Consider the following 14,897-nt stretch of genomic DNA (forward strand, 5'->3'; position numbering starts at 1 on the left):
TAACGCCACGCCTCCCGCCACGCCTCCCGCCACATCCTCTAAAGGAGTGCCTAAGCTGAACGAAACGAGACCTACAATGAGACTGGCTAGAATTGGCAATAAAATGAACCCCTGCAGCCCGAATCGCCAGAACTGGCCTTGCCGCCACCGCTGCCGGGCAAACAGTTTTAGCAGCGAGAAATCTTTATCCAGCGACGGATCAAGTCGGTGAATATGGTTCTCCCAGGCAGAGGGCCGAAACACTAGCCAAAACAGCAGTTGTAAGCTGCCCAAAATCAGATTGGGATGCTGCTCTGGGGCATAGGTGTAGGCATTTTTAGGAATGCTGGGCGGCGTCATGGGGTGGTGATTGGATCGTTCGGAGGTGGATGGCGGCCAATCTCTAGGTCAGCCGCGCGAATATGGACAATTCTGGGTCGATTGAATGCCAAAGCAATCACTGTAGTCCGTCCGATTGGAGTGATACCCACAATTACAAGCTTATCTACAGACCAGATAAAGTTTTCTGGCCAAAGATCGAGACGAGGATTGAACAAAGCGACTTCGACATTGGACAAAGCATCGATTGTTGAAACTTTGTTCGACTTTCTCCGATTACAGTGGAAACAAGCTAGAGCCAAGTTGTCTAAAGTGTTTGAACCGCCCTTAGTAAGCGGAATCACGTGATCGACTGTGAAGCTGACATATTGCCACTGTTCTGAAGCATGACAATACTCGCATAGGTGTTCAGCCCGCTGACGGACTTGCTGACGAGTCTCTTCGCTGAGATAACGACTTGCTGACAAAATGACACTCTAGCGCTGTTGCAGATAAAGATTACGAACCGTGCGATTAACTAGGCTAAGATAGTCATCCAGTTCTTCATAAGTATCTAGTTCTTCTTCTTCATCTGAATCCAACGGCACGTCCTTTTGTTTGTCCAGTAAAACCTCAATCCGAGTTTGAACCTGGCTAGACGCTCGAAAGATAGGAATGCCGTCTACTAATTCGAGCCGAACAGCCCCCTCCAACGGCAGACTGTTCGGCAAATAGTCAAGCTTGGGTGGTAAATAGGCCGTCATCGCGCCTCCGCAAATAAACAAAAGGTTGAATTTGTTCTAAGCTCTCCTGCCGCCAATCATCGCTCACATCTCCCTCCTCCAGGCTAAACAATCGCTCACGGCAGAGAATCTGTAACAAAATCGGCCAGCCGCCACTCTGCTGCCAAATCCAGGCGATATCTTCTTCGGCAAACAAAATCGGCGAACTAGCAATCAGCTCCCGCGCTGCCCCCTCCGTCAACGGCCCCAGCGTCGTGGTATAGCCAAAAATGTTGAAAAACGGTGAGCTGTGTCCTGTGTGGCGAGCTAAATCCATTGGGCTTTCCGGTGTCGCTAGCACAAAGGCCAAATTCCCGTCAGTTTGATTCGTCGCCAACGCCCGCAAGCTCTCCCAAAAGCCATCGTCTAGCTCCGGGCAGCGCTGCAGCCCCACCCCAATCTCATCCATCAAAATCACCGTTGGCCGCTGCACCCGCCCGCTTACCTGCTCCATAAACCGATCCAAATCGCACGGCTCTGGCACAGGTAGCTGCATCGACTCCAGCAGATACCGCAGTAAGCGCTGCCGCTGGGCCATGCGAGCATCCTGAAAATCGACAAAAATCCAGCGGTAGGCTTCCGGCTGCGCTAGCCAGTCCCTGTGCTGATGGGGCCGAAGCTGACTCGCAGGCACTGTTGTAATCTGCTGCAAATAGTGCAGCAGCGAAGTCTTCCCCGATCGCCGCTGCCCAATAATCGCCGCATTTTGCAAGGGATGGGTTTTCAGCAGGTTGAATAGCCGCTTGAGGATTCGCTGCCGCCCAAAAAAGTGGCGCGGCTGTAAAATCGGCGTGCCGATAATGAAAGGCGAATCAATCGGCTTGAACGGCACTGACGGCGCTGCGTCCCCTACTTGGGTGCCAGGATTGGGCAGAGAACGCGCTACTTTTTTGTCAGAGTTTCCACCGCCCGCCGAATTCCCTGTACCACGTTCAGCAGGGCTTCATCGAGATCATTCCAGGCCGTGACGGGTTTGGCATCTTTGGGCAAAACCTGGAGCTTGCTGAAAGGGGTTTCCTGCCAGTCGCAGGGCTTCATAATGATTGGAATCACCCGCGCGGTGCCTTCTTCATGGCGTTCCATCGCCCGCTGCATTTCCTTGTCAAAGCAGTATTCTGAGGCAATAAACCGGGGCGTAATCAGCAGCAAAATGAGGCCCGCCGATTCCAGCCGCGCCTTGATTTCCGTATCCCACTCGGCGCCCGCCTCGATCGCCCGGTCCTGCCAGGGCTTAATCTTGTCCTGCCGGGTCAGATTCGACAGGTGAATATAGAGTTCATCCTTCAGCTCCTCGTCTTTGTGGGAGTAGGAGATAAACACTTCAATGGGAGAGCTGATAGAGGGAGTGACTGGTTTGGCTGCAGGAGGCACAGAGTTTGCTGGCGGCGACATTGGGGCTGTTCCAGACTGTTGCAACAGCACTGGTGTAAGCTGTTCGGCAATCCCCTCCAGCCGAATCGCCGCGCAGCCCAGCTTGTAGGCAAACTCTACATCGCGCCCGGCACCTAAAGCATCGTAAAAACCCACCGCAAAGGCGATCGCCGCCTCATCCCCAATCGCCTGACTCATGCCGATGACGTAGGGAATATGCTGGGCGATCGCTTTTGCCTGCACTTCTGAATAGCAGCCGTTGAGCACCACGCAGCGAACCCGATCGGCAAACAGCCCAAACAACCCTGCTAGCGCTTCACCGTCTACCAGCTTGGCCTGACCTACCTCATCCTCAAACACCAGCCCTGCCTCACCGCTGCCGTGCCCAGAAAAGTGAACAATCTGCGGCGTCATATCCAGCATGGCCCGCTGCAGGTCACGCGGACGCACCGCCCACTGCTGCTCTAGCCGAAAGCGATCGCGCTTCTGGGCCCGCTGCAGCCCTTCTGCAATATCCCGCAGCTCCTGATCTAACCGTAAACGCCCCGTATCTTTAGGATTGGCGGCGAAGAAAAGAATTGTCTGCGCATCCGAGCTAGCAGCGGACATGAGCGAGATTAGGATCTAACGGCGACTTCATTATCGCCCGCTAAACAGGAAACGCCTGTGATCTCTATCGTTCTTAAAAATCAGCGCTTAGGCTAGGTCCGGAAATACCTGCTGCACCGCCGGATGCACCAGCCGTCCCTGGGTCACGTTTAGTCCTTCTGCCAGCGACTTGTCCTTCTTCAGCGCTGCCATGCCAAAGCTCGCCAGCTTCAGTACGTAGGGCAGGGTGCTATTGTTGAGCGCCTGAGTTGCCGTCCAGGGAACTGCCCCCGGCATGTTGGGGACGCCGTAGTGCAGGACGCCTTCCTCTAGGTAGGTCGGTTCTGTGTGTGAGGTGGGATGGAGCGTTTCAATGCAGCCCCCTTGATCTACCGCCACGTCTACAATGACTGAGCCAGGCCGCATCTGCGCCACTAGCGATCGCGGTACCAAAACTGGCGGACGCCGTCCCGGCACCAGCACCGCTCCAATGAGCAAATCTGCTTGAGGCACAGCCCGATGAATTTCTGGAGTGCTGCTATAAATCAGCTCTACGCGGGAGCCAAACAGGGTTTCTAAATAGGCAAGCTGATCGAGGCTGATATCAAAAATTTGCACCCGCGCTCCCATGCCCACTGCCATGCGAGCCGCCTCAGTGCCCACGACGCCGCCGCCCAGAATCACCACTCGTCCCGGACGCACCCCCGGCACGCCCCCTAGCAAAACGCCGCGCCCGCCCTGCTGCCGCTCCAGGTAGCGCGCCCCAAACTGCACCGAGAGCCGCCCGGCAATGATGCTCATGGGGGTTAGCAAAGGACGAATATTGTTGAACTCAACTGTCTCATAGGCGATCGCATTCACCCCGCTCTGCATGAGCCGCTCGGTCAGCGATCGCGCCGCGGCTAAGTGCAAATAGGTAAACAAAATCTGCTCTTTCTGAATCAGGTCATACTCCGGCGGCAGCGGCTCTTTCACCTTTACCACCATTTCTTTGCTCCAGGCTTCGCCCGCTGTCGCTACGACCTGCGCTCCGGCCTGCTCATAGTCAGCATCGCTGAAGCCTGCTCCCGTCCCCGCTCCTGCCTGCACAAACACCGTATGCCCCTGCTCGTTCAGCACGTGGACGCTATTGGGGCTTAGCCCGACCCGAAATTCCTGATCTTTAATTTCTTTGGGTACACCAATTTCCATAAAAATTCTCCTCGTCCCTTTATTTCTAGCTTAGGCGGCGGTTGTGGCGTTGAAGCTAAGCGATCGCCCTCATGAAAAATCTCCTGTCTGCTAAACCAGTGGCAAACAGGAGAAGGTCTAATTGATTCTCAGAGGCTAAGGGAGAGCTATCCCTTGCTCTTTTTCACGTGTTCCATAATGCGGTTTTTACGAGCCTCGTCACCCTTCGCCGGAGGCGTAATCTTAAAATCGATGCCTGTGGTCATAGAAATATGACGCTTAATTTGAGCTTTGTCGGCCATGAGCTTTACCTAGTTACGTCGTTCAGAGTGTTAAAGATGGAAAAGGCTCAGGTATTCCTCAATATGTTCAGATGAGGCATACCCAAGCGCGGCAATCATCACTATGAAAGTTGGGAGACAGGTTCAATCAACCCTGCCTGCAACTTCATACTTATTAATAATATACGGCAAAGAAAAATAAATCTTAAGGAATGAGCGAATATTTAAAGATTGCGGTGGTTGGTGGCGGTGCGGCGGGCTTCTTTGGCGCGATCGCCTGTGCCAGGGCAAACCCGCAAGCGCGAGTCGTCCTGTTTGAAGGGGGGCGATCGCCTTTGGCAAAGGTGCGTATTTCCGGCGGCGGGCGCTGCAATGTCACTCACCACTGCTTTGATCCGGCGCTGCTGGTGCAGCACTATCCGCGCGGCGGTAGAGCCTTGCGGGGCGCCTTCAGCCGGTTTCAGCCCCAAGACACGATCGCCTGGTTTGCCCAGCAGGGCGTCAAGCTCAAAACCGAGGCCGATGGCCGCATGTTTCCGGTGACGGATGACTCGGAGACAATTGTGGCCTGTCTGTGGCAGGCGGCCCAAGAAGCAGGCGTGGAGCTAAAGACCCAAACAGCGGTGAAGGCGGTACAGCGCCAGAAAAATACCTTTGAGCTGATGCTTAAATCAGGCACGACCTTTAGCTGCGATCGCCTCCTGCTGGCTACTGGCAGCAGCCCCCAGGGCATTCGCTTTGCTCAGTCTCTGGGCCACACGATTGAACCGCCGGTGCCTTCGCTGTTCACGTTTAATATTGCTGATGCCCCACTGCGATCGCTAGCGGGCATTACCGTTGAGCCTGTCGCCCTAAAGCTGACGCTGCCTGCAACCAAGCCGCTGAGCCAAACTGGCCCCCTGCTGATTACCCATTGGGGCCTGAGCGGTCCGGCTGTGCTGAAGCTGTCGGCTTGGGGAGCGAGAGCCTTGCACGATGCCCATTACCAGGCGGAACTGCGAATTAACTGGCTGCCCCAGCTCAAGCTAGAGCAGATACAGCAGCAGCTGATGGTGGCTAAAGCAGAAATGCCCAAACGGGCGATCGCCAACTACGATCCGTTTTCTCTGCCCCGTCGTCTCTGGCAGTATCTTGTCCAGCGATCGGGTGTGGCCCCTGAAACCACCTGGGCTGGATTTTCTAAAAAAGCGGTCAACAAGCTGGGGCAGGAGCTGACTCAGGGTCACTACGCTATCAGCGGCAAAGGGGTTTTCAAAGACGAGTTTGTGACCTGCGGCGGGGTGCGGCTGAAGGAGGTTGATTTCAAGACGATGGCCAGTCGTCTGTGTCCGGGCCTCTATTTTGCTGGCGAAATTCTAGACATCGACGGCATTACCGGCGGCTTTAACTTTCAAAGCGCCTGGACCACGAGCTGGCTGGCCGGGCAGGCAATGGCGCAGCCGTCAGCCCATTAGCAGTAAAAAAGCATAGTTCTCGGTCAGTCTGCCGGTAACATTCCTGTAGCCAGTGACCGACTAAGTCTGTAAGATCAACTTGCAAAAATCCTAACCGCCTCTTGGCTGAGTCAACCCTATGTACGACTGCGTGATTGTGGGCGCTGGCCCGGCAGGTAGCACCGCTGCTTACCATTTAGCTAAGGCCGGGCGCGCTGTCCTGCTGCTGGAACGAGCGACGCTGCCGCGCTATAAGCCCTGCGGCGGTGGCGTATCGCCTCAGATTGCTCAGTGGTTTGACTTTGACTTTACGCCAGCGATTTCGGTGAAGGTGAGCAAAGTCCGCTATACCTGGCAGATGGATGACCCGGTGGAAATGGAGGTAGATACCTCAGAGCCGCTGTGGATGGTGCGGCGGGATCACTTTGATCACTTCATTGTGCAGCAGGCCCAAAAGCAGGGGGCACGGCTGCAGGACGGGACGAAAGTGACCGGGATTGAGTTTAAGAGCGATCGCTGGCAGATTAATACGCCCCAGGCTCCGGTAGAAGGTCGCTACCTGATTGCGGCAGATGGCGCTAGAGGATCTTTAGCCAAGTGGTTAGGCTTTACTAACCGCCGCTATCTCTTAGGCGCTGCCCTGGAAGCTGAGCCTCGCTTAGAAGTTCCTAGCGAACCTGTCGTTCATTTCGAGTTTGGCCTGCTGAAAAACGGCTATGCCTGGAATTTCCCCAAAGCCGATGGCTACTCGATTGGGGGCGGTGTCTTTCGCTCCGGTCGCCAGCGCAAATATGACCTGCGCCCGCCGCTAACGGACTATTCGGCTGGATTCGGCGTCGATGCCACCCAGGTAAAGCAGCACGGACATCCCCTGTTTATTTGGGATGGTGAGCAGACGCTGCACACTCAAAACGCGGTACTGGCAGGCGAATCTGCCTGCGTAGTTGATCCCTTCACAGCAGAGGGGATTCGCCCGTCTATCTTTAGCGGTCTCAAAGCGGCTCAGGCGATTGATCAGGCCCTTGGCGGGAAAGCTGACGCGCTGGCTGACTATACCCGCATCATCAACGAAGAGTGGGGCGGCGATATGCGCTGGGCGCGGCGACTGGCCCAGGCGTTTTACCAAGCCCCGAAGCTGGCCTACAAGGTGGGGGTCAGGCGACCTTCTAGCACCGAGAAAATGGTGAAGCTGTTCTGCGGCGACTTGAGCTACGCCGATGTGGCCCAAAGGGCAATTCGGCGGCTGAGTATGGGCTTAATCTCAGGCGCTTGAGTTTAGAGAAGGGGGCGTTACGGCTATGCCGAGCCGCTCCCGACTGCCCGGTGACTACAGCCCGCTAATCCCGCGAGATAAAAATCTCATAGGGATAAAATTCGCCGTCCCAGTCCCCAATCCAGAGGTGATAGATCCCCGCAGGCCAGTTGCCGACAAATTCTGGCTGCAGGGTGCCGTTGGAGTCGTCTACGCACTTGGTTTCCCCCGTTCGCTGCCGCCGCATAAACAGGGTGACATCGCCTGCGGACTCAACCCTGACCCGCAGGGCGCTAAAGTCTGCCCTCAGCTCCAGAATGTGATCTGGCGCATCATTTGTGTTGATGTAGCCGCAGTCGTCATGCCAAACGCTGCCGCCTGACTGTCCCTGCCCCTGGACTGGGTTGGGCGTGAAGTTGGGGGACAGTTCAAAGGTTTCGTAGTCGGCTTTAGCGGTTGTGGCTAGGCACGTAGCCAAAATAGCGGGTAAGGCGATCGCAACAGCTTTTGCGCCCATAGTTAGAAAAATTGGAACACTCTTATAAACCTTCTTTCGTCTTAGCATGAAGCCTGACCGGAATGATCGCGATCGCCAAAGCTTCATCACCGGGCTCCAGATTACAAAACATTAAGCAGCCCTATATTTCTTCTCCAAAACCTAAAGCTCTTTGCCAATTCCCCGCAGTAGCCGCTCAGCTTTGCAGTAAAATGGCAGCTTGTGAAAACCCGTTGCTGAGCTATGCCTAAGGTTCTCGTCTCTGACCCAATCGATCAAGCTGGACTAGATATTCTCTCCCAGGTGGCCCAGGTTGATGTAAAGACCAAGCTGCCGCCAGAGGAGCTGATTAAAATTATTCCTAACTACGACGCGCTGATGGTGCGCTCTGGTACCCGCGTTACCCAGGACGTGATTGAAGCTGGCAAACAGCTCAAGATTATTGGCCGGGCCGGCGTCGGTGTTGACAATATTGACGTGCCTGCCGCTACCCGGCGCGGCATTGTGGTAGTGAACTCTCCCGAAGGCAATACCATTGCTGCGGCTGAACACGCCTTAGCTATGATGCTGTCGCTGTCTCGCTACATTCCTGCTGCCGATCAGTCTGTGAAGGGAGGCAACTGGGATCGCAAGCGTTTCTTAGGGGTCGAAGTTTACAAGAAGACTTTAGGCGTTGTCGGTTTAGGTAAGATTGGCTCCCATGTCGCTACGGTAGCCCGCGCCCTGGGCATGAAGCTGCTGGCCTACGATCCCTTTATCTCTAGTGAGCGAGCTGAGCAAATTGGCTGCCGCCTAGTCGATCTCGATCTGCTGCTGCGGGAAGCAGATTATATCACCCTGCACCTGCCCAAAACGCCGGAAACCACCCATCTGATCAATGCCGAAACCCTGGCAACCATGAAGCCCACTGCCCGCATCGTCAACTGTGCTCGCGGCGGCATTATTGATGAAGAGGCGCTGGCAGCGGCCATCAAGTCGGGGCAAATTGCCGGCGCTGCCCTAGACGTTTACGAGGCTGAGCCATTAGGGGAGTCTTCTCTGCGCGAGATTGACATGGCTGCTATTCTTACCCCTCACCTTGGCGCTTCTACCGAAGAGGCTCAGGTCAACGTTGCAATTGACGTAGCTGAGCAAATTCGGGACGTGCTGCTGGGCCTGCCTGCCCGCTCCGCCGTGAATATTCCCGGTCTGCGGCCTGACGTGCTGGAGAAGCTGCGCCCTTACCTGCAGCTAGCCGAAACCCTAGGTAACCTAGTCGGACAGCTCGCTGGCGGCCGGGTAGAGTCGCTCAATGTGCGCCTGCAGGGAGAGCTAGCCCAAACGGACAGCCAGCCTGTAGTGGTGGCGGCGCTGAAGGGCTTGCTGTCTCACGCGCTGCAGGAGCGGGTCAACTACGTCAACGCCAATATCGAGGCTAAAGAGCGGGGCATTCACGTGGTAGAAACCCGCGATGCCAACGTGCAGGACTACACGGGGTCTTTACAGCTTTCTGCCAAAGGCTCGCTGGGTGAACATTCAGTCACCGGGGTGCTGTTAGGCGGCAGCGAGATTCGGGTCACGGACATTGACGATTTCCCAATCAACGTACCGCCTACTCCCTACATGCTGTTCACCCTGCACCGGGATATGCCAGGCATTATTGGCAAAATCGGCTCTCTGCTGGGCAGCTTCAATGTCAATATTGCCAGTATGCAGGTAGGGCGCAAGATTGTGCGGGGCGATGCCGTGATGGTGCTCAGCATTGACGACCCCTTGCCGGAGGGCATTCTCTCGGAGATTACCAAGGTGCCGGGAATTCGGGATGCTTACACAGTAAGCCTTTAATTAAACCGTCTAAGCTGGCAATATCTGCATATATCCTTCTGGGGCGTCTTCGTTTTGGTCAATAGCTGGTGGGAAATTCAGGTCTTGTGTCATCCGGCCTTGGAAGATTTGGTCTATTGGCGGTTTGACACTTACGACGGGCGCGGCACCTCTAGTGAGCGTCGGGGACAGCATCGCTGTGTGCGCGCTTATTTCCCTCAGGAGCAGTTTCAAATGCTGGATCTGGCAGCGCTGGCCTTGGTGATGAAGCAAGATGCTCTCTGCGCCGAACTGCCGCTGCCGCGTCTAGAGTGGCAGCTCATTGACGAGGAAGACTGGTCTAAGAGCTGGAAGTCTTACTGGCAGCCGCAGAAGATTGGCGATCGCTTTTTGATTAACCCGGCCTGGCTGCCGGAGCCAACCGAAGGCGATCGCGTGGTGCTGCGGCTCGATCCGGGGGCCGCCTTTGGTACGGGCACTCACCCGACCACTCAGCTCTGCCTAGAGTCGCTGGAAATGCGGCTTGGTGAACAGGCTGAAGATAAGGTGCTGGCCGATATTGGCTGCGGCTCTGGCATTCTCTCGATTGGAGCTTTACTGCTGGGGGCTAAGCAGATCTATGCTGTGGATATTGATCCGCTGGCGATTAAGTCCACCGATGAAAATCGGGCGCTAAATCAGCTCTCTGGCGATCGCCTGATAGCCCAGCAGGGCAGTTTGCAGACGCTGAAGCAGCAGCTAGCGGAGCCAGTGGACGGCATTTTATGCAACATTCTGGCTGAGGTAATTGTGGATCTGATTCCGGATATGACAGCGATCGCCAAGCCCAGCACCTGGGGCATTCTCAGCGGCATTCTGCTCGATCAGGCCAAAATTGTGGCCGATACTTTGGAAGACAACGGCTGGGTGGTGGCGACCCTGTGGCGGCGTCAGGAGTGGTGCTGTCTGAATATTCGCCGGGCCTGAGTTATGGACAAGCTCGGCTTTATTTTGAAGGTGCTGGTGGCCTCGGCAGGGCTGGCGGCATTGATTAAATACGTGGCTCCTGCCCTCAACATTCCGGCTAACGCTTTTAGCAGCCTGATCTTAGTGCTTTTGCCGACGCTGGTGATGGCGGGCCTGCTGGGCTGGCGGCTTTGGCAGCAGCCTTCAGAGTAGCCTATGCGCACCCTAGAAGAAATCAACCATCGCATTCGTCAAGGGCAAGCTCAGGTATTTACGGCTGATGAGTTCAAGCAGCTAGCTCAGACAGAAGGCATTGCTCAGGCTGCCAAAGCCGCAGACGTCGTAACGACGGGCACCTTTGAGCCGATGGAATCTTCCGGGGCGGTGTTGAATCTGGGCCACACCGATCCGCCGATCAAGATTCGTCACTGTCAGCTAGACGGGGTCGCGGCCTATGCCGGATTTGGAGCGGTGGATCTCTACCTGGGGGCTTCGCAGATTGCCGAAAGCAGCCGTCTTGGCGATGGCATAGAAGCCGAAGACGTGCGCGAGCGCGGTGGCGGTCACGTGATTGCCGATCTGATTGCGGGCAGGCCGGTTCAGCTAAGGGCTGTAGGCCAGGTGACTGACTGCTATCCCCGCGCCAGTTTAGAAACGACGATTACCCGTGAGACGATCAATCAGTTTTATCTGTTTAATCCCCGCAACCTCTACCAGAACTTTATTGTCGGAGTCAACGGCGGCGATCGCCTGCTGCATACCTACTTAGGGCCGCTGCAGCCCCGTTTAGGCAATGCTGTCTACTCTAATCCTGGGGCTTTATCCCCTTTGCTGAACGACCCCAATTTGCAGGTGATTGGCATTGGCACCCGCATCTTTTTAGGGGGTGGGGTGGGGTATGTCGCCTGGGAGGGCACCCAGCACTTTCCGCTGCAAAAGCGCCTGCCTAATCAAACCCCCATCGGCCCCGCCGCCACGGTTGCCCTGATTGGCGATGCTAAGCAAATGGATCCAGATTGGGTACGGGGCTGCTATTTCAAAGGCTATGGCCCCTCGCTGATGCTGGGCGTGGGTGTCCCGATTCCCATCCTGAATGAAGCGATCGCGCGAGGCTGTGCGGTGCAGGATTCAGAGCTGGTAGCTCCGGTGATGGACTTTTCCATTCCAAGGCGGGTGCGGCCCACGTTTGGCCTGGTTAGCTACGCTCAGCTTAAGTCTGGTCGCCTCACCATCGACGGTCAGACTGTTCGCACTGCGCCGCTAGCTAGTCTCTATCGCGCCCGTCAGGTGGCTCAAATCCTGAAGGACTGGATTAGCGCTGGCAAATTTGAGCTAACGGCTGCGATCGCGCCGCTGCCCAGCGATCGCAGCTTCCTGTCTCAAGATCGCTGGGGTTCTCAGGTTAATCTGAGCTAGCGCATGGGCTGACTCTACTCTTCCTCAGAGCGCGAGCGGCGGAGCGAGGGCTTCTGGGGTTTGGGCGTAGCGCTGCGAGGCGATCGCGGCCTGTCTGAGCTGCCTGGGCGACGATTGGTGTAAGCGTTCTTTTTCTCACCTTTTTTGCGCTTTTTGGGTGGCACAATCCCGACTGACGAACCTGACTGAACAACCAAGTCGCTGCCCTGACGCTTGACTTCCAGATCCCAAAAGTAGCCCGTTACTCGGCCAGAGAGTTCTCCTTGTAGAATTAGGCGAAAATCTTTAGTAGATTTGTCTGGGCGCTTGATGCCCTGAACAATATTGACCAGGATTTCGCCGTTTTTCTCGTTATATTTGACTACCTCGCCGCGAATTGAGAAATATTCGTCTGCATCTGAAGAAGTTGTTGCCTCTGCGGTATCGACCTCCTCTACGGCAGAAGACGCCGCCTCGATTTCAGGCGTCTCTTTCACATCGGTCTGAGCCGCTGTGGCTTCAGCCTCGGCAACCGTTGCTTCGCTCTCAGCCGCCTCGTCTTCAGCTACCTCATCCTCTGAGGGTTCAGCTTTCAGCGTCTCCGGTTCCCACACGCCCACAATTTGCAGGTGCAAGATTACCTCAGAATTGACATCTCTAAAGTTGAGCTTACGGGTACGGGGATAGACCACCCAGAGATGCGGCTCAGCCAGCTCAATATGATTTTTTACAAGGCTAGTCACACGGCCCAGCAGGACGGTATCAATCTCAGTCCCATCAGCGGTGTGGAGTGTTCCCCGGTTGAACTGCTCTTCCGAGGGTTCGTAACGGCCCCTGACCAGACCAATTGCCCGGTACTGCATGGGTTCGCTCGGCGGTGAAATTGGCTGCTGACGTGGCAGCTTGGGCGTATCTGCGGGCGGTTCGGTGTCTGCAGGCGCAGCCGAGCTAGTAGGGGTTGTCGGTTGAGTCGGCGCAGACGGAGTAGCGGCGCTGCCATCAGCAGTAGGCGATGAGTTCTCCGCAACTGGCTGAACATCCTGACTGGCTGCTGGAGTCTCAGTGGGAGGAGGAGCCGGACGGCGCTTGGGCGGCCCCATTAGTCTAGGCCGAGCCAAGGACTGCTCAGAGGACTGATCACTAGACTCTGCTGGCTGGGAATTCTCAGGGAACTGACTGGCTGCTGAACTCATAAATCCTCGAACCTCCGAAAGTAGATACCTACCTGCTGGTTGCCCATCAATGCACGTATCTTCGATTTAACGTCGCACTTTGCATTCTGACTAATTTTGAGTCGGGTCACTGCGCTTAATTCTAAGGTTTAAGAAACTTTTGAAGTTAAGAACTCTATCTTCAAATCTTCTCTCACTATAGGAATGAGAACGATCCAAACTCACTAGAGTTAAGCAATAGCGTCACCCCACTCTACTCAATCATGGCAAAAGGTTAAACAAATCCCCAAAAAAGGATCCACTAAACCTTAACTTTCAGCTAATCTCTAAACTATTCCATCGAATTTTTAGCAAAATCCGAACCTTTTTGGGAATTACCCGGTATTTTTAGCGGGGTAATAACATCTCTGTGAAGTTTTAGCTGGCTGTTGTGGCGTTTCGTCTGATGCGCAGAAGTTCCCTGAGGGGCGGTGAGATGACGCTAATATGGGCAAATAGAGTTTAACGAGAACTGCTGTGTCTATTAAACGAAATCGCTGGCTGATTGTAAGCGTCCTGGTGGTGGCGGTAGCGGCTTTTTTGGCCCTGTCACTGCTGCCTATTTTCAGCGCCACAACGGGACGGCGGCAGGCGGATAGCTCAACTGCCCAGTCTGCTGACGCGATCGCAGCGCAGCGAGAAGAACTTGAAACTCGTGCTAAGGGCTATGAGCTGGTTTTGCAGCGAGAGCCGGACAATCAGACCGCGCTACGGGGTCTGGTAGAAGCGCGGATTCAGCTTCAGGATGTGGAGGGCGTGGTTGAGCCGCTAGAAAAGCTGGCTGAACTCAATCCTGACGTTCCAGACTATCAGGTCTTGCTGGGGCAAACTAAGCAGCGAATTGGTGACTTAGAGGGAGCAGCCCAGGCTTACCGGGCAGTGCTGTCTTCATCTCCCGGCAATATGAATGCGCTGCAGGGTCTGGTGGCTCTATTAATTCAGCAGGAGCGCCCGCAAGCGGCAATTGGTCTACTGCAAGACACGCTGAAAACGGCTGAACAGGCTAACCAGGTACAGGCAGGCTCGGTGGATACGACTTCAGTGCAGCTACTGCTAGGGCAGGTCTACGCTGAGGCCGATCGCTTAGATGAGGCGATCGCCATTTATGACAAAGCGATCGAGCAAGACGCCCAAGATTTTCGCCCGCTCTTGGCGAAAGCTTTAGTGCTACAGGAGCAGGGAAAGGAAGACGAGGCTAAGCCGCTGTTTGACAATGCCACAGCTCTAGCCCCCGATCAGTTCAAAGACCAGATTCAACAGCTAGCCCAGGGCCAGACGCCCACGCCGGGAACCGCGCCTGCAGCCCCTACAACTGAGGAAGAGGCGGCTCCTAGAGAGGAAGCTGAAGTAGGAGAGTAGGTTTTAGATCGCTATTGGATTGCGGTAGAGACTATGACGGAAACTGTGTCAGGCGATCGCTCTGCTGTTCCCCCGCCGGAACAGGTACAGCAGGCGATCGCAACGCTGAAAGCCGAACTGCCCACCCTGTTTGAGCGCGACCTTTCCTACGACATCTACACGCAGGATATTTTCTTTCGAGATCCGGTCAACAAGTTTAAGGGCAAGTTTAACTACCGCATCATCTTTTGGACGCTGCGGTTTCACGGCGGTTTGTTCTTCACCGACCTGCACTTTGACGTTCACGATGTCAGACAGGCCGCATCTCACCTGATTCAGGTGGACTGGACGGTGCGGGGAACGCTGCGACTGCCTTGGCGATCGCGCATTTTTTTCAACGGTCAGTCTAACTACAAGCTCAGAGATAGTGGCCTGATCTACGAACATATCGACACCTGGGATCGCAAACCCAGCACTATCTTGAAGCAGTTTTTTCAAACCAAGCCGCCGGAAGAAGTCGTTGACTAAGAATGAA

Annotated in this window: 16 protein-coding genes and 1 pseudogene; 8 read left to right on the top strand and 9 right to left on the bottom strand. The window is 55.3% G+C overall.

The features are described from left to right. The 7 genes and pseudogenes from QJQ48_RS22665 to QJQ48_RS22695 form a co-directional block, all read right to left on the bottom strand. Positions 1 to 339: pseudogene (locus QJQ48_RS22665) on the bottom strand (AAA family ATPase); the annotation flags it as partial. Beyond that, the gene (locus tag QJQ48_RS22670; RefSeq protein ID WP_346293525.1) at positions 336 to 785 is read right to left on the bottom strand and encodes an HNH endonuclease; all 450 of its coding nucleotides are present in this window, start codon (positions 783 to 785) and stop codon (positions 336 to 338) included. The pseudogene QJQ48_RS22665 and the gene QJQ48_RS22670, both read right to left, overlap by 4 nt. A gap of 9 nt (positions 786 to 794) precedes the next feature. Then, the gene (locus tag QJQ48_RS22675; protein WP_346293526.1) at positions 795 to 1,061 is read right to left on the bottom strand and encodes a hypothetical protein; all 267 of its coding nucleotides are present in this window, start codon (positions 1,059 to 1,061) and stop codon (positions 795 to 797) included. Continuing rightward, positions 1,033 to 1,911 (bottom strand): AAA family ATPase, encoded by an 879-nt coding sequence (locus tag QJQ48_RS22680; protein WP_346293527.1) that lies wholly within the window; start codon positions 1,909 to 1,911, stop codon positions 1,033 to 1,035. Before QJQ48_RS22680 ends, QJQ48_RS22675 begins: the two co-directional genes overlap by 29 nt. 50 nt (positions 1,912 to 1,961) lie before the next feature. Further along, positions 1,962 to 3,059, bottom strand: a complete 1,098-nt coding sequence (locus QJQ48_RS22685; protein ID WP_346293528.1) for a TIR domain-containing protein — start codon at positions 3,057 to 3,059, stop codon at positions 1,962 to 1,964. Between the two features lie 87 nt (positions 3,060 to 3,146). Continuing rightward, on the bottom strand, positions 3,147 to 4,229 hold the full coding sequence (ald, locus tag QJQ48_RS22690; protein WP_346293529.1) for an alanine dehydrogenase: 1,083 nt from the start codon (positions 4,227 to 4,229) through the stop codon (positions 3,147 to 3,149). Positions 4,230 to 4,375: 146 nt separating this feature from the next. Continuing rightward, positions 4,376 to 4,510, bottom strand: a complete 135-nt coding sequence (locus QJQ48_RS22695; protein ID WP_346293530.1) for a hypothetical protein — start codon at positions 4,508 to 4,510, stop codon at positions 4,376 to 4,378. Positions 4,511 to 4,701: 191 nt separating this feature from the next. On the opposite strand from QJQ48_RS22695, the gene QJQ48_RS22700 reads away from it, so the two are divergent. Both QJQ48_RS22700 and QJQ48_RS22705 read left to right on the top strand, forming a co-directional pair. Beyond that, positions 4,702 to 5,943: a BaiN/RdsA family NAD(P)/FAD-dependent oxidoreductase gene (locus QJQ48_RS22700; protein ID WP_346293531.1), complete on the top strand. Its 1,242-nt coding sequence runs from the start codon at positions 4,702 to 4,704 to the stop codon at positions 5,941 to 5,943. 118 nt (positions 5,944 to 6,061) lie between these two features. Further along, positions 6,062 to 7,195: a geranylgeranyl reductase family protein gene (locus QJQ48_RS22705; protein WP_346293532.1), complete on the top strand. Its 1,134-nt coding sequence runs from the start codon at positions 6,062 to 6,064 to the stop codon at positions 7,193 to 7,195. A 64-nt stretch (positions 7,196 to 7,259) separates the two neighbouring features. Here QJQ48_RS22705 and QJQ48_RS22710 read toward each other — a convergent pair whose 3' ends face one another. Further along, on the bottom strand, positions 7,260 to 7,691 hold the full coding sequence (locus tag QJQ48_RS22710; RefSeq protein WP_346293533.1) for a hypothetical protein: 432 nt from the start codon (positions 7,689 to 7,691) through the stop codon (positions 7,260 to 7,262). Between the two features lie 222 nt (positions 7,692 to 7,913). On the opposite strand from QJQ48_RS22710, the gene serA reads away from it, so the two are divergent. From serA to QJQ48_RS22730, 4 genes are read left to right on the top strand one after another with little or no spacing between them, the layout of a single operon-like run. Continuing rightward, the gene (gene serA, locus QJQ48_RS22715; protein WP_346293534.1) at positions 7,914 to 9,494 is read left to right on the top strand and encodes a phosphoglycerate dehydrogenase; all 1,581 of its coding nucleotides are present in this window, start codon (positions 7,914 to 7,916) and stop codon (positions 9,492 to 9,494) included. 54 nt (positions 9,495 to 9,548) lie between these two features. After that, positions 9,549 to 10,439, top strand: coding sequence for a 50S ribosomal protein L11 methyltransferase (prmA, locus tag QJQ48_RS22720; protein WP_346293535.1), 891 nt, complete (start codon positions 9,549 to 9,551; stop codon positions 10,437 to 10,439). A gap of 3 nt (positions 10,440 to 10,442) precedes the next feature. Next, positions 10,443 to 10,631, top strand: coding sequence for a hypothetical protein (locus QJQ48_RS22725; protein ID WP_346293536.1), 189 nt, complete (start codon positions 10,443 to 10,445; stop codon positions 10,629 to 10,631). Between the two features lie 3 nt (positions 10,632 to 10,634). After that, a complete protein-coding gene (locus QJQ48_RS22730) occupies positions 10,635 to 11,834 on the top strand; it encodes a homocysteine biosynthesis protein (protein WP_346293537.1) in 1,200 nt (399 codons plus the stop codon). A gap of 14 nt (positions 11,835 to 11,848) precedes the next feature. On the opposite strand, the gene QJQ48_RS22735 is transcribed toward QJQ48_RS22730, so the two are convergent. Next, positions 11,849 to 13,006: a hypothetical protein gene (locus QJQ48_RS22735; protein WP_346293538.1), complete on the bottom strand. Its 1,158-nt coding sequence runs from the start codon at positions 13,004 to 13,006 to the stop codon at positions 11,849 to 11,851. Between the two features lie 495 nt (positions 13,007 to 13,501). Here QJQ48_RS22735 and QJQ48_RS22740 point away from each other — a divergent pair, with 495 nt between their 5' ends. Then, on the top strand, positions 13,502 to 14,383 hold the full coding sequence (locus QJQ48_RS22740; protein WP_346293539.1) for a tetratricopeptide repeat protein: 882 nt from the start codon (positions 13,502 to 13,504) through the stop codon (positions 14,381 to 14,383). A 33-nt stretch (positions 14,384 to 14,416) separates the two neighbouring features. Beyond that, the gene (locus tag QJQ48_RS22745; protein WP_346293540.1) at positions 14,417 to 14,890 is read left to right on the top strand and encodes a C6orf136 family protein; all 474 of its coding nucleotides are present in this window, start codon (positions 14,417 to 14,419) and stop codon (positions 14,888 to 14,890) included. Positions 14,891 to 14,897: the final 7 nt, after the last annotated feature.

Origin of the sequence: Sphaerothrix gracilis Ecp01 (genome assembly GCF_030405905.1) — a bacterium.
GTDB classification, from domain to species: domain Bacteria; phylum Cyanobacteriota; class Cyanobacteriia; order Phormidesmidales; family Phormidesmidaceae; genus Sphaerothrix; species Sphaerothrix gracilis.